Here is a 22,242-nt window from a genome sequence, read left to right on the forward strand (position 1 = left end):
ATGTGATCTGGGTATAATTTAATCTTGACTTAATGTATCTACTACAGTCTCTTGTTGAGAAGTAGTAACGTTATCTACAGAGTTATCTAGAAGTTCTCTTAATTCCATCGCTTCAGCAGAGTCTGGGAATGATTCTTCTGGGCTTTCTCCTTTTTTTCTGATGTAATAAGCGTCATTCATAAATCTTATAAACGGCTCAAAGTATCCATTATAAGTATCTACATGTTTATCGATCATTTCTTGATCTTCATAAAATACTGGAACCTCGGCAATAGAATTATATCTAGAAATTGCTGTTGCAATTCTTAGATAATTATTGTCTTGTTCCTCTAGACTCAATTGGTTGTAATGATCCAATTCATCTTGGTATTTTGCAATGACTTTATTTAATAAATCCCTTGCTTTTTCATGCTTGTTAAGTTCATAATATCCGGAAATAAAAGGTTCTAGCATCGAGTAATTGCCGTAATATTCTAAAGGCATATGCTTCATTCCTAAGTCTAAAACTTCTTCAGCCTTAGTTAGTTGTCCATCTTTCATCAATGCCTCTGCAGTACGAGTAATGTTGCTTCTGTAACCTACACTATTACGTCTAGTCTCTACATCATGATATATGTCTGAAGAACCACCGTTACCCCAGTCCCATTTCTTGATTACTTGATATGCATAATCAGGATCTACTCTACCCATGTCAAATGGATCGCGTGGATCTTCTGGTGTGGTTTTAATAGGTAGTAATCTGTAGGCGCAACCATCTAGTTGCAGGTAGTCCTTCATCCAGATATAATCTTCGTCACTAAAAGCGCCACCAGAGAAATAAATAGGACGTTCCCAGTTATTTGCATTGATAATGTCTAGCATAAACATTCTGTTTTTATAAACTGCATTGCTTTTTATGTTGATGACTATTTCATCTACGATTTTATCAGCATCTTTTTGAGGTACAACACCGTTTTTAAGAACAGCTTCTTTATTTACAGGAATAGAGATAAACTTTGTTGGGAATGTGTGCTCAAAGTGCTCGTTTCTCATTTGTTCTTGAGTGACTTTGTTATCGCTAGCTACCCATTGCATCCATTGATCTAATTGCATCGTATCAGGAAAAACATAATTTGGATCTTGATTTAAATCCTGCATGCGTTGTTGAATACGTTCTTTATCTGAATAATACAGAGCATCTCGAGTACCGTATTTATATTTGCTATGAGTTAAAGTGCTAGGCACAGGCTCGCTATCCCATGCTTTCTTTTTCATATCATCCATGTACCAGTCTGTACTTAATAGAGAAGTACATACGACACGCACGTCTGTACGATAACCTTCTACTTCTTGTGCATACCATAATGGGAATGTATCATTATCTCCTATAGTAAAGATCAACGCATTAGGTAAACAGCTATCTAGATATTTCTTAGCACTTGCTAGAGCGGTGTATTTATCTGACCTATCATGGTCGTCCCAGTTTTGATATCCCATAAGTAATGGTGCAGCTGCAAAACATGCTGTCAAAGATATTATTTGTGCAATCCTAGACTTCATGAGATCTCGCAGCATTTCATAAATGGCATAAACTCCCATTCCTACCCACATGCTGAATACCAGAAAGGATCCTACATAAGCGTAGTCACGCTCTCGTACTTGAAACATAGATTGATTAAGGTACACAAGTATGGCTAGCCCTGTAAAAAGGAAGAGCACTAGAGTGACATAAAAGGATTTTAAATCTTTGCGCGCATGGAAAACAGCACCTAATATCCCTAAAATCAATGGTAAGAAAAAGTAAGTATTGCGTCCTTTGTTATTAAGCATGTCATCACTTAGTTCATCTTGTGTACCTAGGTGTGCCTCATCTATAAAGCTAATACCGCTTAACCAGTTACCATCATAAGAATCCCATTCTCCTTGTACGTCATTTTGTTTACCCACAAAGTTCCACATGAAATAACGCATGTACATATAGCTTATCTGATAGTTTGCCATGTATTTCATGTTGTTAGCAAAACTAGGTTTGTCTATTTCTACAGCTTCCCTTAAAGACATTAATACGTCTATATATTCTTCGGTATCAATTGTCCCGCGTTGCAACCTACGTTCATAATCGTCTAGAACAGAAAGTAGTTCTTGATTGTTTTCAAAGCCTTCCTTTATAGTGTAGTCTAGGCCGCCCATAAACTCTATGTAATTAGATGCTCTAGATGGGTCTGTCATACGTGGAAAAAATCCTTTATGACTGTCATTAGTATTAGGTATCGCGTCCTTGTAATTATTAACTATTACGTACTTACCTAATTTATAGTCTTTTTCATATTTAGGTTTTTCGTCTTTAAAAGCTTCATTTTCCTCAGTAGTAGGATCGTCTTCGTTATATCCTGCGTACATGTCTGTAAATGATTCACCAAAGAAAAGTCCAGGTGATGGGTATTGTTCACGGTTATAATAAGCTAACAAAGAACGAGCGTCTTCCGGAGCGTTTTCATTAATAGGTGTACCAGCATTTGCTCTTATAGGTAGCATGGTCCAAGAAGAAAAACCTGCTAATACAAACATGATGCATAAAGTAATCGTGTTTAATAGAGGTAGGTTACGCTTTCGCGAAAGCGAGATTAAAAAAGCAAATAATCCAATTATAAGTAAGAGAACGATAATGGTACCAGAGTTGAACGGTAAACCTATGTCGTTAACAAAGAATACTTCTAAGTATCCAAATATGCTTAATGTATAAGGTAATAATAGTTTGAAAACGAATAGTAATACAGCTACTACTGCTATGTTAGCAACAATAAAGTTGAGAACGGTTATTTTTTTATAGTGTTTAAAATACCATAACAATCCTATAGCAGGTATAGTAAGGATACCCATAAAGTGAATACCAAATGATAGTCCTACTATAAAAGAAATCAGTATTAACCAGCGGTTGCCGCGTGGTAATAGCATGTCACGTTCCCATAACAAGCCTATGTAAAACATAAGACTCATGAGTAATGTTGCTGGTGCATAAACTTCTGCTTCTACAGCGTTAAACCAGAAACTGTCAGAAACCGCAAAGGTTAATGAACCTATGGCTGCTGCTCCTAAAATCATTAGGTCGTTTGCATGATCTTTTAATATATGTCTCTTTAAAAGTAAGGTAAGCGACCAGAACATAAATAAAATAGTGAATGCACTAGAGAAAACTGCTAGTAAGTTAACCGTGTATGCTATGTCTGTTGCGTCTAGAGCAAATACAGAAAAAGCGGCACCCATCATCTGGTAGAGCGGTGCTCCTGGTGGGTGGCCTACTTCAAGTTTTGAAGATGTGGCGATATACTCTCCAGCATCCCAGTAACTTACCGTAGGTTCTACAGTGCTCCAGAATATAAAAAGTGCTGCTGCAAAGACTGTCCAGCCTATGATTTTATTTAATTGTGCGTAGTTCAATTTCATAATGATGGTTAACTCTGGCGAAAATAAGATTTTATGGCCTTATTAACCATATAAACGTCTAAGAGAAAATTACAGTATGTGAGGTGTTGTTGATTTTTATTTAATTATTTTCAATCGTATTTTTCTAATAATTATGGGCTGTTCAAGAGATTTGATATATCCTATCGGAAGATTAATTTAAATTTTCATGATTTTTTTTTGCAAGATTTAAGAAATGTTATAAATTTGCACTCGATTTTGTCCCATGGTGTAATGGTAACACTCCGGTTTTTGGTACCGTCATTCAAGGTTCGAGTCCTTGTGGGACAACAAGTAAATCCTGATTCTTAATTGAATCAGGATTTTTTAGTTTTAATAGTTTCGCTTTCGCGAAAGCGAAATACTACTTAATTCTAAACGTAACTACAGGTAGGCTAGAGTGGTTTACGATGTCTTCACTAACGCTGCCGTTGAAAAAATGTGAGAGTCCGCGGCGACCATGAGTTGCCATACCTATTAAGTCTCCTTTTACGTCTTTAGTGTAGTTAAATACACCTTCTTCTACAGAGTTGTCATTATATATAACATAGTCAGCAGGTTGAACGTTTACATCTTTTAGGTATTTAGTAACCTTTTCTTCTGCCTGTCTAGTGCTTAGAAATTGAGATGGAGTGTTTACATATAATAAATGGAGGTTGCATTTAGTCTTTGTAGCAAATGTTGCTGCCTCTTTTAACGCGCTAGTAGATTTGGGATCTAGATCTGTTGCAAATACAAATTCATTCACATCTAGTCTGTTTTTTCTGTCTTTTACGACAAGAACTGGGACTTCAGAATTGCGTACTACTTTTTCTGCATTAGAGCCTAAGAACATATTTTTTATACCGTCAGCACCATGACTACCCATTACTATAAGGTCTGCACTGTGTCTTTTTACGGTATCCATAATTCCACTGAATGCGCCTCCTGTTTCCACGTCACCATGAATGGTAACGCCTTCTAGAAAGTCTGCATTTAGTAGGTTATCAAATTTTTCTTTGGCAAGCTTCATGAAAAACACAGCCTCTGGTAAGTTTGAGCTACCGTTATTTGCAAGGTGTAATGGTAGGTCTAATAGGTGAAGTAAAAATAATTCTCCGTTATTCTCTCGGGCTATGTCAGCTGCTACTCTAAGTGCGTTTTCTGCCTGTATAGAGAAGTCTGTAGGTACGATGATCTTTTTCATAATGGTTGTTTTTTATATCACTTAAAGATACAAAAAAATAGCATGTTTATCACTCTGTTTTTTAAGGCTTTGGAAATGCTTAAAAAAACAGTATATTTGCAAAGTATTTAAACAAGTATGAGGGGACTAGAGTCCCCTCTTTTTATAAATATGTTGAAAGATAAAGTAGAAAAATTATTAAACGAAGCGTTTGAAGAGCGTCCAGATATCTTTTTGATTGATTTCAAAATGGGTGCTGGGAACGAGATCAAAGTCATTATAGATGGCGATGATGGTGTAAAACTGTCTGATTGTATGTTTTTTTCTAGAGCGGTAGAGCATAATTTAGATCGAGAAGAATATGATTTTTCTATAGAAGTTCTAAGTGCAGGTGCTTCTTCTCCTTTAAGTTCTCCTAGGCAGTTTGTTAAAAATATCGGTAGAGATATTCAGATAACAGATAGAGAGAAGAGAACTGAAACTGGTTTGTTAAAAAAGGCAGATGAGGAAGAAGTTACTATTACATGGAAAGCTCGTGAGCCTAAACCGATAGGTAAAGGGAAAGTTACTGTTGAAAAAGAGTGGACTTTGAACTATGAAGACGTGAAGCAAGCAAAAGTTGTTATAAAATTTAATTAAGAAGTAGTATGGAAAATCTCGCATTGATCGAGTCTTTTTCTGAGTTTAAAGATGATAAAATGATAGATCGTGTCACGTTGATGGCGATCTTAGAAGATGTGTTTAGAGCCGCTTTAAAAAGAAAGTATGGTGAAGATGACAACTTTGATATTATTATCAATCCTGATAAAGGGGATTTAGAGATATGGCGTAATCGTGTTGTTGTGGCTGATGATGAAGTTGAAGATGATAATTCTGAGATTTCATTAACAGAAGCTCAGAAAATCGAGCCTGATTATGAGGTTGGTGAGGACGTTGCAGAAGAAGTAAAGCTTATTCAATTAGGACGTAGAGCTATTCTTGCTTTAAGACAAAATCTTATTGCTAAGATTCATGAACATGACAATACTAATGTCTTTAAACATTTTAAAGAATTAGAAGGTCAACTTTATAGTGCTGAAGTTCATCATATTAGACATAGAGCAATTATATTGTTAGATGACGATGGTAATGAAATTATCATGCCTAAAGATAGACAGATTCCATCTGACTTCTTTAGAAAGGGTGAAAACGTGCGTGGCGTTATAGAAAGTGTAGAGTTAAGGGGTAATAAGCCTAATATCATATTATCAAGAACCTCTCCTAAGTTTTTAGAGAAGCTTTTTGAACAAGAGATTCCAGAAGTTTTTGACGGTGTTATATCGGTAAAAGCTGTTGTTAGGGAGCCAGGTGAGAAAGCTAAGGTTGCTGTAGATAGTTATGATGATCGTATAGATCCTGTAGGTGCTTGTGTAGGTGTGAAAGGTTCTCGTATTCATGGAATAGTTCGTGAATTAGGAAATGAAAACATTGATGTAATTAACTTTACAACAAATACACAGCTATATATTGCTAGAGCATTAAGTCCTGCAAAGATTGTCTCAATGGTAATCAATGAGGAGACAAAGAAGGCTGAAGTGCGTTTGAGTCCTGAAGAGGTTTCTAAAGCAATAGGTCGAAGAGGTCATAACATTAGATTAGCCGGTAAGTTAACTGGTTATGATATTGATGTGATTAGAGAAGGTGCTGAAGAAGATGTGGAATTAACTGAGTTCACCGATGTTATCGATGGATGGGTTATTGAAGAATTAAGTAAGATAGGATTGGACACTGCCAAAAGTGTTCTAGAGCAAGACGTTGCTGACTTAATAAAACGTACAGATCTTGAGGAGGAAACCGTTTTAGACGTAGTTAGAATCCTGAGAGCAGAATTTGAAGATTAGATTAGAAATTAAAGTCAATCCTGAACCATTTTATGGCCGAAGTAAAAAACATGAGACTCAACAAAGTTCTAAGAGAATTTAATATTTCTCTAGACCGTGCTGTGGAGTATCTTAATTCTAAAGGAATTGAGATAGAGGCTCGCCCTACCACAAAAATAGATGCTAGCGTCTATAAAGCACTTGCTGATGAGTTTCAAACTGACAAGAGCAAAAAAGTAGCCTCAAAGGAAGTAGGTGCTGAACGTCGCAAGGAACAAGAAGAATTACGATTGCAGCGAGAAAAAGAACTTGAGGAAAAACAAAAGAGACAACAAGAGGTTATAAAAGCTAAGGCTTCTATAGGTGGTCCTAAACAAGTAGGTAAAGTTGATCTAGATGCTGGTAAGAAAGCAGAAAAGTCAACTAAAGAGCCTGAAAAGGCTTCTGAAGCTGTTGTTAAGGAAGAGTCTCCTAAGGTTGAGAAAACTACTGTTGCTCCTCCCAAAGAAAAAACCGATTCTGAAGAGTCTAAAGAAATCACACAGGTTTCTAATAGACCTAAAGCAATGGGTACTACCTTAAAAGGTAAAATCGATTTAGATGCAAATAAGAGATCTAAACCTAAAAAGAAGCCAGAGGCTGCAAAAAAGGTTGAGGTTTCTAAAAAAGAAGCTAAGCCTAAGGTAGAAGCTGTTGCGCCTAAAGCGAAATCTAAAGTAGAAGAAGTAGCTAAAGAGGCTAAGCAGCCTAAACCTGCTACTAAGTCTGTTGATGGTTCTAAGACTGAAGCAGCTGAGCCTGTGGTTAATTCTGAGCCAGAAGTTATTAAGACTGAGTATAAGAAATTAGGTGGTCTTAAAGTTACTGGTAAAAAAATTGACCTTTCTCAATTTGCTAAGCCGAAGAAAAAAGCTGCAGATACTAATAGAGGTAAACGTAAGCGTATTTCAAAACCTGGAGGTTCTGGAGGTGGTAATCGCTCTAATAATAGACGTGGTGGTAACAATAATAACACTGGTCGTAAAAATATTGTTAAAGAAGAGCCTACTGATGAAGAAATTCAAAAGCAGGTAAGGGAGACTCTTGAGAAATTACAAGGTAAGTCTTCTAAATCTAAAGCGGCTAGATATCGTAGAGATAAGAGAGAAAGTCACCGTGATAAAGTTGATGCTGCAGAGCAAGCTCAAGCAGAGGATAAGTCATTACAGGTAACGGAATTTGTTACTGTAAGTGATCTTTCTATTATGATGGATGTTCCTGTAAATAAAGTTATCGGTGCATGTATGTCTCTAGGGATGATGGTAACGATGAATCAAAGACTTGATGCTGAAACGATGTCTATCGTGGCTGAAGAGTTTGGCTTTGATGTAGAGTTTGTAAACGCTGATATTGAAGAGAGTGTTGCTGAAGTTTTAGATAATGAAGAAGATTTAGTTTCTCGTGCTCCTATCGTTACTGTAATGGGTCACGTAGATCATGGTAAAACATCTCTTCTAGATTATATTAGAAAAGAAAATGTTATTGCTGGCGAGAGTGGTGGTATCACACAGCATATTGGTGCTTATGGTGTTGAGCTTGAAAATGGTCAGAAAATAGCATTTTTAGATACGCCTGGTCACGAAGCTTTTACAGCGATGCGTGCTCGTGGTGCTCAAGTTACTGATATTGCAATTATTGTTGCTGCAGCAGATGATGATATCATGCCGCAGACTAAAGAGGCTATTTCTCACGCGCAAGCAGCTGGAGTACCTATAGTATTTGCAATTAACAAGATCGATAAGCCACACGCTAATCCTGAAAAGATAAAAGAAGGTCTTGCGCAAATGAATTTACTTGTAGAAGATTGGGGTGGTAAAATTCAATCTCATGATATCTCTGCAAAAGTAGGTACAGGTGTTAAAGAATTACTTGAAAAAGTTTTACTTGAGGCTGAGTTACTAGATTTAAAAGCTAATCCTGACAAACCGGCAACTGGTACAGTAGTCGAGGCATTCCTTGATAAAGGTCGTGGATATGTTTCTACTATACTTGTTCAAGCTGGTACATTAAAAGTAGGAGATTATGTTCTTGCTGGTCCTAGACATGGTAAGATTAAGGCGATGCAAGATGAGCGTGGTCATGATGTTCAAGAGGCTGGTCCTTCTACTCCTGTTTCTATATTAGGTTTAGATGGTGCTCCACAAGCTGGTGATAAGTTTAACGTATTCCAAGATGAGCGTGAAGCTAAATCTATAGCAGCAAAACGTACACAATTACAACGTGAGCAATCTGTTCGTACTCAGAAGACATTATCTCTTGATGAAATCGGTCGTCGTATTGCGTTAGGAGACTTTAAAGAGCTTAACTTGATCCTTAAAGGTGATGTTGATGGATCTGTAGAGGCGTTAACTGATTCATTCCAGAAATTATCAACTGAAGAAATTCAGGTGAATATCATACACAAGGCTGTAGGTGCAATTACTGAAAGTGATGTGTTACTTGCGACTGCATCTGATGCGATAATAATCGGATTTAATGTACGACCACAAGGTAATGCAAGAGTTGTTGCAGATAGAGAAGAAGTAGATATCCGTACTTATTCAATTATATATGATGCGATCAATGATCTTAAGGACGCGATGGAAGGAATGCTTTCTCCAGAGCTTAAAGAAGAGATTACTGGTAATGCAGAAGTTAGACAGACATTTAAAATATCTAAAGTTGGTACCATTGCAGGATGTATGGTTACAGACGGTAAGATATTTAGAAATGGTGGTGTAAGATTGATTAGAGATGGAGTAGTTGTTTACACAGGAGAACTAGTTGCTCTTAAGCGTTTCAAAGATGACGTTAAAGAAGTTGCTAAAGGTTATGAATGTGGTATGCAGATTAAGAACTATAATGACTTGCAAGAGGGTGATGTTTTAGAATCCTTCCATGAAGTAGAGGTAAAGAAAACTTTGAAATAATAAGTTATACCTTAATAAATAAAAAGCGCCTTCATGAAAATGAAGGCGCTTTTTTTATGTGTTAAGTTAGTTTGAAAAATCAATTGGTAAGATTCTTCTCGAGCCTATTTGGTTATCTAAATGACTAATTGGAAGTTTTTGTAAAGTTAACTTGTTATTGAAAGATTGCATTGTTCATCTTGTTCCGAGGTAAATATTTTTTCAGGGTTTTAAATTTTCAAAATGTTGAATTGAATGTCAAATCTGTTTGTTTGATAAGCCGTTGGAGTTTGTGGTTTTGGTTTTACAGAGGGTTATTGATTTTCTTGTATAGTTAGATTCATGTTGTTTCTGTTTTACTAAGCTACTCCAATTGGTGGTTGTATTGTGGTTGCAATAGAAATTGAGCTTTGCTTGTTTAAAAGGCCGATGAATGGTTTAGCGTTATGTTTCTGCTTCGATTTTAAATGATGTTTTGTATTTTAATTGTTATGTGTACGAATCCAATTTTGGTTTAGTTTCAAATATGTTATGTAGAATTTTATTCCGTTGTCTGGATTCTTTTAAAGCTTAGAATTTATAAGTGATAAGGGCGATGGTGTTTATTGTAGGATGTGTTTTGATTTTACCGTATTTGGTTCCGATTTTTGAGGTTTTGCTGTGTGAATTGATTTTTTATATATTGATATAAATAAAAAAAAGCTCAATGATATTATTATCATTAAGCTTTGAGTTGATATTTGATAATTCACAATAATTATAAAATATTAAAGAGTTATTCCAGTAGATTTATGGTTTTAAGATAAGCGCATTGGAATATTTTTCTTTTATTTTAATTAGTGCTCTTTCTGCTTCTAATCTGCTTCTGTAAGTTCCTACACATATTTTGTGATAAGGGTGTTCCCATGTTAATTCTGATTTCCATTTGTGATCTAAGGCATCGTATTGACGTTTTGTGGCGATGGCTTTGTTCCGTTCACCGTAAAAAATTTGTATGGTATAGTGTTCTTTAAAGTCACCAGATTTGTCCATGGCGATTTTTGTAGAAACTAAGGCATCCAATTTTTGCTTATCAATTTGCTTTGATTCTTGTGCAATTCCTTGAAATGCAACACCGAACATGGTTAAGCTTACCATTAAAATTTGTATTTTTTTTCTAGACATAGCGTGTGTTCTCTTATTGTTAGCTTTCGCGAAAGCGAATCTATTTAGAATAGTTATAAATTATTTTCTTCATTTTATTCACGGGCAAAAATAAACGATTTATGACCTATTTTTGCGGAAGCATTTACGATACGGTAAAATACCGTAATTATTGTGCCAAAGTTATAGTAATATTCATTAAGCGAGATGATAAATAGGAAATTACATTTTTCCGCATGGCAGTTCATGCTAGCGTTTGTTTTCGTAACACTAGGTTCTATTAGTGTTTACGGACAGGATGCTACCACCTCAGATGGTGAGCCAGCGGCGCCTGTAGAAGCTACTAGTGGTGGAGACGCTGCTTTAGGAGAGGCTCTTTTTAAAGCTAATTGTGCATCGTGTCACAAATTGTACAAAAAAGCCGTCGGTCCGGCGCTTTTTCAGGTAAGTCAGCGTCACGATAGAGAGTGGCTTTACAGTTGGGTTAAAAACTCAACGGCATTAATTGCTACAGGAGATGCTGAAGCAGTTGCTATTTACAACGAGTATAATCAGTCTAACATGAATGCTTTTCCACAGCTTTCTAATACTGATATTGATAACATCATTGCTTATACAGATACTGAGAAGCCTAAACCTGCTGGTCCAGTTGTTGATGCGGCTAGTACTGGTTCTGCTACTGGTGGTTCTTCAATCTCTAATAATATTATATTAGGTGCGCTAGCGGTAGTTTTGTTACTGTTAGTAGTGTTGTTGATAGTAGTAAATAAGACGCTAAAGAGATTTGCTCAGGCAAATGGAATTCAGACTGAATTTGAAGAAGAAGAGCGCACTCCTATTTGGAAAGCGTTTGTTCAGAATCAGTTTTTAGTATTAGTTACTTCTGTATTCTTGTTACTAGCTAGTGCTTATTTTGCATATGGTGCATTAATGAGTGTAGGTGTTGATCAAGGTTATGCGCCGGTACAACCTATTCATTACTCTCACAGAATACACGCTGGTTCTAATGAGATAGATTGTAAGTATTGTCACTCTAGTGCTCGTGAGTCTAAGCATTCTGGTATTCCTTCTTTAAATGTCTGTATGAATTGTCATAAGTCTATCGGTGAGGTAGCAGATGCTACTTATCAAGAAGGTATCGATGAGTATGGAATTGATTATAATAAGGAGATTCAGAAACTATATGCAGCTACAGGTTGGGATAGTGATGAGCAGAAGTTTGTAGGAGAAGAGAGTCCTGTAAGATGGGTTCGTATTCATAACTTACCAGATCTTGCTTATTTTAATCACGCACAACACGTTACTGCTGGTAAGATTGCTTGTCAGACTTGTCACGGTCCTGTTGAAGAAATGGAAGTGATGTATCAATATTCACCATTAACTATGGGATGGTGTATCAACTGTCACCGTGAAACTAATGTAGATCTTCAGGGTAACGGATATTATGAACAAATTCACAAAGAACTTTCTGAAGCTCGTGGTGGTCGTCAATTGACTATCGCAGATTTAGGAGGACTTGAATGTGGTAAATGCCACTATTAATAACATAGTTTTAGATATTTATGGCTACTACTAAGAAATACTGGAAAAGCACTGCGCAACTTGATGACAGCAATGAGATTGTAAAAAATCTTGAGCAGAATGAGTTTGCGAGTCCTATTCCTTCTGATGAGTTTTTAGGAAATGATGAGGCGATGGAGTCTTCTAGCACGTCACGACGTGATTTTCTAAAGTATGTTGGTTTCAGTACTGCGGCAGCATCGCTTGCGGCATGTGAAGGACCAGTAATATACTCGGTACCTTACGTTAATCAACCAGAGCAAATCATTCCTGGAATGGCTAACTATTATGCGACAACTATCGCAAATGGTTATGATTTTGCTAGTATATTGGTTAAAACTCGTGAAGGTCGACCTATTAAGATAGAGAGTAATAAAGATGCAATGTATCGTGGTCATGCAAATGCTCGTGTTCATGCTTCTGTGTTATCGTTATATGATAATAACAGATTGAAAACTCCTATGATTAAAGGAGTTGAATCTAATTGGGAAGATTTTGATAAGCAAGTTGCAAATCAACTTTCTTCTTTAAATGGAAAAGAACTAGTTGTGTTAGCGCAAACTTTTGCTAGTCCATCAATGAATAAAATCTTTTCACAGTTAAAAGCTAAGTATTCTAATGTGCGTGTCGTTACTTATGACGCTGTAGGTGAAGATGCTGCTCTTGCTGCTTTTGAAGCTAGATATGGCTCTAGAGCATTAGCTGATTATGATTTTACCGATGCAGAGACTATTGTTTCTATAGGAGCTGATTTTGTAGGTGACTGGCAAGGTGGAGGATTTGATAAGGGTTATGCAAAGTCTCGTGTTCCTAAGAATGGTAAAATGTCTCAGCATATCCAATATGAGGCAAACTTATCTTTATCTGGTTCTAATGCTGATAGACGTTATCCTGTAACGCCTACTGAGCAAAAAAATATCATTGCTGCATTATATAGTAAAATAGTAGGTGGAGGGGCAAATGTCTCTCTATCTGATAAAGTTGCTAAATCTGTTGAGCAAACGGCTATAAGCCTTAAGCGCGCAGGTAGTAAGGCTGTTGTTCTTTGTGGTGTCCCTGATCAAGCAGCACATCAATTAACTATTGCAATAAATGAAGCGCTAAGATCAACTATAGTTGATACAGTTTCTCCTATCATGACTCGTCAGGGTAATCGTAAGTCTGTTGATACTTTGGTTAAAGATATGAATGCAGGAAAGGTAGGTGCTATTTTTATAGCAGGTGTTGATCCTGTATATAGTTATAATGATAGTGATGCTTTCGCGAAAGCGTTAGAAAAAGTGTCGCTTAGAGTGTCTTTTGCTTCTTCAATGAATGCAACAGCTGAAAAGTGTAATTATGTTGCTACTACTCCTCATTTCCTTGAGTCTTGGGGTGATACTGAAATAAAGAAAGGGCATGTGTATTTAACGCAGCCTACTATAAATCCAATTTTTAAGACAAGACAATTACAAGACACTTTATTAAAATGGTCTGGTAGTTCTCAATCTTTTAAAGATTTCCTAAAAGAAACTTCTAAAGCGTCAGGTTCTAGTTGGAATCAATCATTACAGGATGGTTTTTATAAAACATCTGTTGTAGTTAACGATTCTGAAGAGGAAGTTGAGCGCGCAGTGATAAGTAACTCTGCTGCTTTAAGTGTTATGGCTAGCGCCAAGAAGCCTTCTGGCTATGAGCTTACTTTATATACTAAAACTGGTCTTGGTGATGGTGTTATGGCAAATAACCCATGGTTACAAGAATTGCCAGATCCTATTACTAGAACGACTTGGGATAATTACGTAACTATTTCTCAAGCAGATGCGGAGAAGGTAGGTGTTGTTAATGAAAATGTAGCTAACGGTGCTCTTGATGGAACATATGTAACGGTAACGTTAGATGGTGTGCAAAGAAAATTACCTGCTCTTATTCAACCAGGACAGGCTGCTGGAACTATAGGTATAGCTTTAGGTTATGGGCAGACAGCTGCTATTCAAGAAGAAATGCAGACTGGTGTAAATGCATATCCTTTCTATAAGAACGGTGTTGCAGTACAAACTGTTTCTGTGAAGGATGCAGGTGGTACACATGAGTTTGCTTGTACTCAATTACAAAACACTATGATGGGTCGCGATATTATACGCGAGACCGATCTAGAAACATATAGAACTGGTAATAAGGATAATTTCAATCCTATGCCTGAGGTTTCTTTGAACCATGTTGAAACTCCGGTTACTTCTCCAGATGTAGATCTTTGGGAAAGTTTTGATAGATCTGTAGGTCATCATTTCAATATGTCTATCGATTTAAATGCATGTACTGGTTGTGGTGCTTGTGTTATTGCTTGTCATGCAGAGAACAATGTTCCTGTTGTTGGTAAGACTGAGGTTAGAAAATCTCGTGATATGCACTGGTTGCGTATAGATAGATATTACTCTTCTGAAGATAGTTTTGAGGCAGATGAAGCTAAGAAAGATGGCTTCGATGGATTATTCGGTGATAATGGTTCGTTAGGTGGTTTTGGAGAGTTGGAAGTCCCAGCTGATAATCCACAAGTGGCTTTCCAGCCAGTGATGTGTCAGCACTGTAATCACGCACCTTGTGAAACTGTATGTCCAGTGGCTGCATCTTCTCATGGTCGTCAGGGTCAAAATCACATGGCTTATAACCGTTGTGTAGGTACTCGTTATTGTGCAAACAACTGTCCTTACAAGGTTCGTAGATTTAACTGGTTCTTGTATAATGGTAACGATGAGTTTGATTATCATATGAACAACGATTTAGGTCGTATGGTTATTAATCCAGATGTTACTGTAAGAAGTCGTGGTGTAATGGAGAAATGTTCTCTATGTATGCAAATGACTCAAATGACTATTCTTGAAGCTAAGAAAGACGGTCGCATGATTAAAGATGGTGAATTTGCTACGGCATGTTCTAATGCTTGTTCAAGCGGTGCGATTACTTTCGGTGATATCAACGATAAGGAATCTGAGATTTTTAAAGTGAAACAACAAGACCGTATGTATCACCTATTAGAAGAAGTGGGAACTGAACCTAATGTGATGTATCAGGTTAAAGTGAGAAACGTATAATTAACTAGCAAAACTAATCAAGATATTATGGCTCATTATGAAGCGTCCATAAGAAGACCTCTCGTTACAGGAGATAAAACATATTCTGATGTAACAAGGGATATCGCAGCACCAGTAGAAGGTGTTGCAAATAAGCAATGGTGGATTGTGTTTACAATCGCTCTTATTGCATTTCTTTATGGATTAGGATGTATTACTTATACGATCTCTACTGGTATTGGAGTATGGGGATTGAACAAGACCATAGGATGGGCTTGGGATATTACTAACTTTGTATGGTGGGTAGGAATCGGTCACGCAGGAACATTAATTTCTGCAGTACTTTTATTATTTCGCCAGAAATGGAGAATGGCTATTAACCGCTCTGCAGAGGCGATGACTATCTTCTCTGTAATTCAAGCAGGTTTATTCCCTATTATTCACATGGGACGTCCATGGTTAGCTTATTGGGTATTACCTATTCCTAATCAATTTGGTTCTTTATGGGTTAACTTTAACTCGCCATTACTTTGGGATGTATTTGCAATTTCAACTTACTTATCTGTATCGTTAGTATTTTGGTGGACTGGTTTGCTTCCTGATTTTGCAATGATCCGTGATAGAGCTATAACACCTTTTAATAAGAAGATATACGGAATACTTTCTTTTGGTTGGTCTGGTCGTGCAAAAGACTGGCAACGTTTTGAAGAGGTATCTTTAGTTCTTGCAGGTCTAGCAACTCCATTAGTACTTTCAGTTCACACTATTGTATCTTTTGACTTTGCAACATCAGTAATACCTGGATGGCATACAACAATTTTCCCTCCTTACTTTGTTGCTGGAGCGATTTTCTCTGGTTTTGCAATGGTAAATACTCTTCTTATTATTATGAGAAAAGTATGTCATTTAGAGAATTATATTACTCTTCAACATATTGAATTAATGAACATAGTAATTATGATTACTGGTTCTATAGTTGGTGTCGCTTATATTACTGAATTATTCGTTGCTTGGTACTCAGGTGTTGAGTATGAACAATATGCATTCTTGAATAGGGCTACTGGTCCTTACTGGTGGGCTTATTGGGCTATGATGACTTGTAATGTATTCTCTCCTCAGTTTATGTGGTTCAAGAAATTAAGAACTAGTATTATGTTCTCTTTTGCTATTTCGATTGTGGTAAACATAGGGATGTGGTTTGAGCGTTTTGTTATTATTGTAACTTCTTTACATAGAGATTACCTACCATCTTCATGGACAATGTTCTCTCCTACGTTTGTGGATATAGGTATCTTTATAGGTACCATTGGATTCTTCTTTGTACTTTTCTTATTGTACTCTAGAACATTCCCAGTAATAGCGCAAGCAGAAGTGAAATCTATACTTAAAGCTAGTGGAAGTAAGTACAAGACTTTAAGAGAAAATAAAATGACGTCTAACGCAGGAGCTTCTTCGGGAGATCCTATCGCTCACCCAGGCGAGTAGAACTAAGATACTATGTCAACAAAAATTATACACGCTTTATATACTGACGACGATGTTTTACTGCAAGCGGTAAAACAAGTTAGAGATAAGCATTACCATATTGATGAAATATTCACACCGTTCCCGGTGCATGGTCTAGAAAAAGCTATGGGAATTGCAGATACTCGCCTTGCGATTAATGCTTTCTTATATGGAATAGTAGGTTTGTGTGTAGCAACTGCTATGATGAATTATATAATGATAGAAGACTGGCCACAGAATATAGGTGGTAAGCCTAGTTTTTCGTATTTAGAAAACTTGCCAGCTTTTGTACCTATCATGTTTGAGTTAACAGTATTTTTTGCAGCCCACTTAATGGTTATTACTTTTTATATGAGAAGTAGATTGTGGCCATTTAAAAAAGCTGAAAATCCTGATGTAAGAACGACTGATGATCATTTCCTTATGGAAATTGATACACATGGTGCTGATGTTGAAGAAGCGACAAAGTTTCTTTATGACACTGGTGCAGTAGAGATAAAATTAATTGACAAAGAAGCGCACTAATGAATAGATCTGTAAAAACGTTCTTGTTTGCATTTGCTTCAATTCTTGTTGTTTCCTGTGGAGGAGATGATAAGTCGACAGCAACTGATTCAAATAGAAGTGTTCAGTATTTCCCTAATATGTATGAGTCCGCAGGTTATGAGGCTTATCAAGAAGGAGAGATATTTCCTGGAAATGTAGAAGCTCAATTACCTGTTGAAGGTACGGTTTCTAGAGGGTGGATGCCATATGATTATGATGATACTAATGATGGTTACGCTTCCGCGAAAGCGAACTTAAAAAATCCTCTTCCATATACTGAAGCTAATTTAACTAATGGTGAGGCTCTTTTTGGAATTTACTGTGCTATATGTCACGGTAAAAAAGGTGATGGTCAAGGTACTCTAGTTAAATCTGAAAAGATATTAGGTGTACCTAGTTATGATGCTCGTGATATTTCACAAGGTTCTATTTATCATGTTATGTATTACGGTATAAATTACATGGGTTCTTATGCTGCTCAAACTTCTATAGAAGAGAGATGGCAAATAGCTCATCATGTAGATGCTTTAACTAGAGATTTGAAAGGTCAGGCTCGTCAAGAGTTTGTTACCGAGGTTTCTAATGAAGATGAAACGGCGATGATGGATGTACACCACGATGAGGAGACTCATAGTGTTGATGATCACGTTACAGAAAATGAACCAACAACTGAAGGGCATTAAGCCCTAGTAGATATTGTATATATGTATAAGGTAACAAGCAAATTAAAGATTGTAGCATTCTCTCTTATTATTTTAGGAGCACTGCTAACTGCGGTAGGATTTTGGCAAGTACCAGCTTCTCAAGATGCAGTTAAAGAAATGCTTGCAAATGAAGCAGCGCACGGAGGTGGGCATGCTATAGAAAGTAACGAACATCATGATGTTGCAACTGTATCTCATGGTGATGCAAGTCATGAGACTTCCGTTTCGGGAGAGCATCATGGAGAATCTGCTCATGGTGTTAGTCATGAAGATGAGCATGCAGAGCATGTTTATCATCAACTAAAAAATAGACCGTGGTCAGCTGTTTATGTAGCAGCTTTCTTCTTCTTTATGATAGGATTAGGTGCTCTTGCTTTTCATGCAGTTCAAAAGGCAGCACAAGCAGGTTGGTCACCAGTACTATTCAGGGTAATGGAAGGTGTTAGTAGTTATATTTTGCCAGGTGGTATTATAATGTTTCTTCTTCTTTTAGCTACTGGATTAGGTGCTAACCATATTTTTATATGGATGAATGAAGGTGTAGATGTTGTAGGTCATGAGAATTATGATGCAATTGTTGCAGGAAAAACAGGCTTCTTGAATGTTCCTTTCTGGTTATTCAGAGCTGGTGCTTTTCTTGTAGGTTGGAATATTTATCGATGGAACATTAGAAAATTTGGTTTAAAGCAGGATGAAGCTGAGGATGGTGACATTGCTTGGTATAAAAAAGGCTTTAAGCACAGTGCTATGTTCTTGGTGTTTTTCATCGTAACTGAATCTATCATGTCTTGGGACTGGATTATGAGTTTTGATCCTCACTGGTTCTCAACTTTATTCGGTTGGTATGTATTTGCAAGTATGTTTGTATCTGCTATTACTGCGATTGCTCTGGTTACTATTTTCTTAAAATCTAAAGGTTACTTAGAATTTGTAAATGATTCTCATATTCATGATTTAGCTAAATTCATGTTTGGTATTAGTATCTTTTGGACGTATTTATGGTTCTCACAATTCATGTTGATTTGGTATTCTAATATTCCTGAAGAAGTAACTTACTTTGTTACTCGTATAGAAGATTATAATATTGTATTCTTCGGTATGGTTGCTATCAACTTCTTGTTCCCATTATTGATTCTTATGAATTCTGACTTTAAACGTATCAACTGGTTCGTAGTAACTGCTGGTTTGTTTATAATTGTAGGTCACTATTTAGATATTTATGTTATGGTTATGCCTTCTACGGTAGGTGAATCTTGGTTCATAGGTTTCCCGGAAATAGGTTCATTCTTATTTTTTGCTGGTCTATTTATCTTTTATGTATTCCATACGATATCAAAAGCTCCTTTATTAGTTAAAGGTGATCCTTATGTAGGAGAGAGTAAACATTTCCATTATTAAAACCCATAGAAAACAACTGTAATGACAGCATTTCTAATCATATTTATAGCAGCCCTTTTTGCGATCTCTGTATGGCAAATATCTAAAATCGTTAATTTAGGTAAATCTCCTGAACACGATGTTGAAGCAGCGGAAGTAGCAAACGACTCTGATAATAAACGTCAAGGTCAAATGATGCTTGTTTTTGTAATAGCCATGTACATCATGATGATTGCATGTTTCGTAGGGTATCAAGATTATTTCCTTCCTGATGCAGCATCTGCACATGGAGCAGATTATGATAACTTATTACTTTTAACAACTGTAGTTATTATGGTTGTACAAGTTTTAACGCAAGGTCTACTTCACTTTTTCTCATATAAATATCACGGTAGAAAAGGTCAAAAGGCTTTGTTCTATGCAGATAACGATAGACTTGAGTTTATTTGGACAGCGATTCCAGTTGTTGTATTAGCTGGTTTAATTCTTTGGGGATTATTCTCTTGGAATGATATCATGGATGCAAACACTGATGATGATCCATTAATAGTGGAAGTATATGCTTATCAATTCGGTTGGAAAGTAAGATACAGTGGTGCAGATAATACTCTAGGAGATGCAAATGTACGTTTCATCGAAGGTCAAAATGTTATCGGTATTGATCCTACGGATAAGGACGGTATGGATGACAAAGTAGGTTCTGAATTACATTTACCTGTTAACAGACCTGTTATTTTCAAATTCAGAAGTCAGGATGTTTTACATTCAGCTTATATGCCTCATTTTAGAGCTCAAATGAATGTGGTGCCAGGAATGGTAACTCAGTTTAAATTCACTCCTTCAGTTACTTCTGAAGACTATAAGTCGACTGAATTTATGACTGAAAAAGTTCGTAAGATTAATGAAATTAGACGACAAAAAAGTAAAGAGTTAGTAGCTGAAGGTGATGTGGCTTTAGATCCATATGAATTTGAATACTACCTTCTTTGTAATAAAATTTGTGGAGCTTCTCATTACAACATGCAAATGAAGATCGTTGTAGAAAGTGAAGAAGACTACAATGAGTGGTTAGAAACACAACAAACTTTTGAAAAAACTTTAGCTAACGCTGAAAACTAGAAATATGGCACAATCAATAGCTGTTACTGCAGATCAGGGACATGATGAAGAACACCACCATCATAAGCAAACTTTTGTAACTAAATATATTTTCTCTACAGATCATAAGATGATTGCTAAGCAATATCTTATTACTGGTCTAATCATGGGTGCGATAGGTATCGCTATGTCTGTGTTAATGAGATTACAACTGGCTAATCCAGGTGAGCCAAATATGGTATTTGAAGCATTATTAGGTAAGTGGGCTCCTGATGGAGTGATGGATCCTAATATGTATCTTGCTTTAGTTACTATACACGGTACTATAATGGTATTTTTTGTACTTACTGCTGGTCTAAGTGGTACGTTCTCTAACTTCTTGATTCCATTGCAAATCGGTGCCCGAGATATGGCATCTGGATTTATGAATATGGTTTCTTATTGGTTGTTTTTCCTTTCGGCTGCGATTATGATAGGTTCTCTTTTTGTAGAATTAGGGCCTGCTGCTGCTGGTTGGACTATTTATCCTCCATTAAGTGCGCTACCTGAGGCTATGGGTGGATCTGGTTTAGGTATGACTTTATGGTTAGTTTCTATGGCCATTTTCATTGCATCTTCTCTTTTGGGTTCTCTTAACTATATTGTAACTGTTATAAATTTAAGAACAAAGGGAATGTCTATGACGCGTCTTCCTTTGACTATCTGGGCATTTTTCGTTACTGCTATTATTGGTGTTGTTTCATTTCCAGTTTTATTTGCCGCTGCGTTACTGCTTATAATGGATAGAAGTTTTGGTACTTCTTTCTTCTTATCAGATATTTATATTAAAGGTGAAGTTCTTGCGCATCAAGGTGGTTCTCCTGTATTGTTTGAGCACCTTTTCTGGTTCTTAGGTCACCCAGAGGTTTATATTGTATTGCTTCCAGCATTAGGTATTACTTCTGAAATTATTGCAACTAATTCACGTAAACCTATCTTTGGTTATAGAGCGATGATAGCATCTATTCTTGCTATTGCATTCCTTTCTACTATCGTATGGGGTCACCACATGTTTGTATCTGGTATGAATCCTTTCTTAGGTTCTGTATTTACATTCACAACTTTACTTATCGCTATTCCTTCAGCGGTTAAATCTTTTAATTACATAACCACATTGTGGAAAGGTAATTTACAGATGAATCCTGGTATGTTGTTTTCTATAGGTTTGGTATCTACTTTTATTACTGGTGGTCTTACAGGTATTATATTAGGTGATAGTACTCTAGATATTAATGTACACGATACATATTTCGTAGTTGCTCACTTTCACTTAGTAATGGGTATATCTGCATTATATGGTTTATTTGCTGGGGTTTACCACTGGTTCCCTAAAATGTTTAACCGCATGATGAATAAAAACTTAGGTTATGTACACTTCTGGTTAACTGCAATTGGTGCGTACGGAGTATTTTTCCCAATGCACTTTGTAGGTATGGCTGGTTTACCTAGGCGTTATTATACAAATACTAACTTCCCGTATTTTGATGATTTAGCTGATACTAATAAGTTGATTACGTATTTCGCAGTCGCTACAGCCTTTGCTCAATTATTCTTTGTATATAATTTTGTTAAATCTATCTTCTTTGGTAAGAAAGCTCCTGCTAATCCATGGAAATCTAATACATTAGAGTGGACTACTGGAGATACTCATATTCACGGTAACTGGGCTGGTCCTATTCCTACTGTTTATAGATGGCCTTATGACTATAGTAAAGTTAATGAAGAAGGTGAGTATGTAATCGCAGGTCAAGATTATGCACCGCAACACATTCCTATGCAAGATGGTGAGGAAGAAATGAATCACTAATTCCTAAAGATTATAAATAA

At 36.5% G+C, this 22,242-nt stretch carries 14 protein-coding genes and 1 tRNA gene; 12 read left to right on the plus strand and 3 right to left on the minus strand.

Going from position 1 to position 22,242, the window contains the following annotated elements; genetic code table 11:
• Window positions 1–18: 18 nt before the first annotated feature.
• Window positions 19–3,423 carry a DUF2723 domain-containing protein gene (locus tag ACJJVN_RS14025; protein ID WP_405378876.1) on the minus strand — a complete coding sequence of 1,135 codons (3,405 nt, stop codon included), beginning with the start codon at window positions 3,421–3,423 and terminating at the stop codon, window positions 19–21.
• A 238-nt stretch (window positions 3,424–3,661) separates the two neighbouring features.
• On the opposite strand from ACJJVN_RS14025, the gene ACJJVN_RS14030 reads away from it, so the two are divergent.
• Window positions 3,662–3,732, plus strand: a tRNA-Gln gene (locus ACJJVN_RS14030).
• Between the two features lie 73 nt (window positions 3,733–3,805).
• On the opposite strand, the gene ACJJVN_RS14035 is transcribed toward ACJJVN_RS14030, so the two are convergent.
• On the minus strand, window positions 3,806–4,627 hold the full coding sequence (locus ACJJVN_RS14035; protein ID WP_104514474.1) for a universal stress protein: 822 nt from the start codon (window positions 4,625–4,627) through the stop codon (window positions 3,806–3,808).
• 150 nt (window positions 4,628–4,777) lie between these two features.
• On the opposite strand from ACJJVN_RS14035, the gene rimP reads away from it, so the two are divergent.
• From rimP to infB, 3 genes are read left to right on the plus strand one after another with little or no spacing between them, the layout of a single operon-like run.
• Window positions 4,778–5,245 (plus strand): ribosome assembly cofactor RimP, encoded by a 468-nt coding sequence (gene rimP, locus ACJJVN_RS14040; protein ID WP_104514735.1) that lies wholly within the window; start codon window positions 4,778–4,780, stop codon window positions 5,243–5,245.
• An 8-nt stretch (window positions 5,246–5,253) separates the two neighbouring features.
• A complete protein-coding gene (nusA, locus tag ACJJVN_RS14045; protein ID WP_104514475.1) occupies window positions 5,254–6,486 on the plus strand; it encodes a transcription termination factor NusA in 1,233 nt (410 codons plus the stop codon).
• A 32-nt stretch (window positions 6,487–6,518) separates the two neighbouring features.
• Window positions 6,519–9,413 carry a translation initiation factor IF-2 gene (gene infB / locus ACJJVN_RS14050; RefSeq protein ID WP_104514476.1) on the plus strand — a complete coding sequence of 965 codons (2,895 nt, stop codon included), beginning with the start codon at window positions 6,519–6,521 and terminating at the stop codon, window positions 9,411–9,413.
• Window positions 9,414–10,181: 768 nt separating this feature from the next.
• On the opposite strand, the gene ACJJVN_RS14055 is transcribed toward infB, so the two are convergent.
• Window positions 10,182–10,556 (minus strand): SPOR domain-containing protein, encoded by a 375-nt coding sequence (locus ACJJVN_RS14055; protein ID WP_245890618.1) that lies wholly within the window; start codon window positions 10,554–10,556, stop codon window positions 10,182–10,184.
• A gap of 225 nt (window positions 10,557–10,781) precedes the next feature.
• On the opposite strand from ACJJVN_RS14055, the gene ACJJVN_RS14060 reads away from it, so the two are divergent.
• The 8 genes from ACJJVN_RS14060 to ACJJVN_RS14095 are packed head-to-tail and all read left to right on the plus strand — an operon-like array spanning window position 10,782 to window position 22,222.
• Window positions 10,782–12,077: a c-type cytochrome gene (locus tag ACJJVN_RS14060; RefSeq protein ID WP_405378879.1), complete on the plus strand. Its 1,296-nt coding sequence runs from the start codon at window positions 10,782–10,784 to the stop codon at window positions 12,075–12,077.
• A 20-nt stretch (window positions 12,078–12,097) separates the two neighbouring features.
• Window positions 12,098–15,166 carry a TAT-variant-translocated molybdopterin oxidoreductase gene (locus ACJJVN_RS14065; RefSeq protein ID WP_405378882.1) on the plus strand — a complete coding sequence of 1,023 codons (3,069 nt, stop codon included), beginning with the start codon at window positions 12,098–12,100 and terminating at the stop codon, window positions 15,164–15,166.
• Between the two features lie 27 nt (window positions 15,167–15,193).
• Window positions 15,194–16,630 carry an NrfD/PsrC family molybdoenzyme membrane anchor subunit gene (nrfD, locus tag ACJJVN_RS14070; RefSeq protein ID WP_405369903.1) on the plus strand — a complete coding sequence of 479 codons (1,437 nt, stop codon included), beginning with the start codon at window positions 15,194–15,196 and terminating at the stop codon, window positions 16,628–16,630.
• Between the two features lie 12 nt (window positions 16,631–16,642).
• A complete protein-coding gene (locus ACJJVN_RS14075) occupies window positions 16,643–17,176 on the plus strand; it encodes a DUF3341 domain-containing protein (RefSeq protein ID WP_104514480.1) in 534 nt (177 codons plus the stop codon).
• Entirely contained in the window at window positions 17,176–17,880 is a 705-nt protein-coding gene (locus ACJJVN_RS14080) for a c-type cytochrome (RefSeq protein ID WP_405378885.1), read from the plus strand. The genes ACJJVN_RS14075 and ACJJVN_RS14080 overlap by 1 nt, the downstream gene beginning before the upstream one ends.
• Window positions 17,881–17,901: 21 nt before the next feature.
• Window positions 17,902–19,299 (plus strand): quinol:cytochrome C oxidoreductase, encoded by a 1,398-nt coding sequence (locus ACJJVN_RS14085; RefSeq protein ID WP_104514482.1) that lies wholly within the window; start codon window positions 17,902–17,904, stop codon window positions 19,297–19,299.
• Window positions 19,300–19,320: 21 nt separating this feature from the next.
• On the plus strand, window positions 19,321–20,397 hold the full coding sequence (locus ACJJVN_RS14090) for a cytochrome c oxidase subunit II (protein WP_104514483.1): 1,077 nt from the start codon (window positions 19,321–19,323) through the stop codon (window positions 20,395–20,397).
• 4 nt (window positions 20,398–20,401) lie between these two features.
• Window positions 20,402–22,222: a cbb3-type cytochrome c oxidase subunit I gene (locus ACJJVN_RS14095; RefSeq protein ID WP_104514484.1), complete on the plus strand. Its 1,821-nt coding sequence runs from the start codon at window positions 20,402–20,404 to the stop codon at window positions 22,220–22,222.
• Window positions 22,223–22,242 lie beyond the last annotated feature (20 nt).

Source organism: Nonlabens sp. Asnod3-A02 (assembly GCF_045063755.1).
Classification (GTDB): Bacteria; Bacteroidota; Bacteroidia; order Flavobacteriales; family Flavobacteriaceae; genus Nonlabens; species Nonlabens xylanidelens.

What these genes read in the sequence shown, in the direction of transcription:
- ACJJVN_RS14025 (WP_405378876.1), bottom strand. Translation starts at nt 3,423, where the DNA reads ATGAAATTGAACTACGCACAATTAAATAAAATCATAGGCTGGACAGTC.
- ACJJVN_RS14035 (WP_104514474.1), bottom strand. Translation starts at nt 4,627, where the DNA reads ATGAAAAAGATCATCGTACCTACAGACTTCTCTATACAGGCAGAAAAC.
- rimP (WP_104514735.1), top strand. Translation starts at nt 4,778, where the DNA reads ATGTTGAAAGATAAAGTAGAAAAATTATTAAACGAAGCGTTTGAAGAG.
- nusA (WP_104514475.1), top strand. Translation starts at nt 5,254, where the DNA reads ATGGAAAATCTCGCATTGATCGAGTCTTTTTCTGAGTTTAAAGATGAT.
- infB (WP_104514476.1), top strand. Translation starts at nt 6,519, where the DNA reads ATGGCCGAAGTAAAAAACATGAGACTCAACAAAGTTCTAAGAGAATTT.
- ACJJVN_RS14055 (WP_245890618.1), bottom strand. Translation starts at nt 10,556, where the DNA reads ATGTCTAGAAAAAAAATACAAATTTTAATGGTAAGCTTAACCATGTTC.
- ACJJVN_RS14060 (WP_405378879.1), top strand. Translation starts at nt 10,782, where the DNA reads ATGCTAGCGTTTGTTTTCGTAACACTAGGTTCTATTAGTGTTTACGGA.
- ACJJVN_RS14065 (WP_405378882.1), top strand. Translation starts at nt 12,098, where the DNA reads ATGGCTACTACTAAGAAATACTGGAAAAGCACTGCGCAACTTGATGAC.
- nrfD (WP_405369903.1), top strand. Translation starts at nt 15,194, where the DNA reads ATGGCTCATTATGAAGCGTCCATAAGAAGACCTCTCGTTACAGGAGAT.
- ACJJVN_RS14075 (WP_104514480.1), top strand. Translation starts at nt 16,643, where the DNA reads ATGTCAACAAAAATTATACACGCTTTATATACTGACGACGATGTTTTA.
- ACJJVN_RS14080 (WP_405378885.1), top strand. Translation starts at nt 17,176, where the DNA reads ATGAATAGATCTGTAAAAACGTTCTTGTTTGCATTTGCTTCAATTCTT.
- ACJJVN_RS14085 (WP_104514482.1), top strand. Translation starts at nt 17,902, where the DNA reads ATGTATAAGGTAACAAGCAAATTAAAGATTGTAGCATTCTCTCTTATT.
- ACJJVN_RS14090 (WP_104514483.1), top strand. Translation starts at nt 19,321, where the DNA reads ATGACAGCATTTCTAATCATATTTATAGCAGCCCTTTTTGCGATCTCT.
- ACJJVN_RS14095 (WP_104514484.1), top strand. Translation starts at nt 20,402, where the DNA reads ATGGCACAATCAATAGCTGTTACTGCAGATCAGGGACATGATGAAGAA.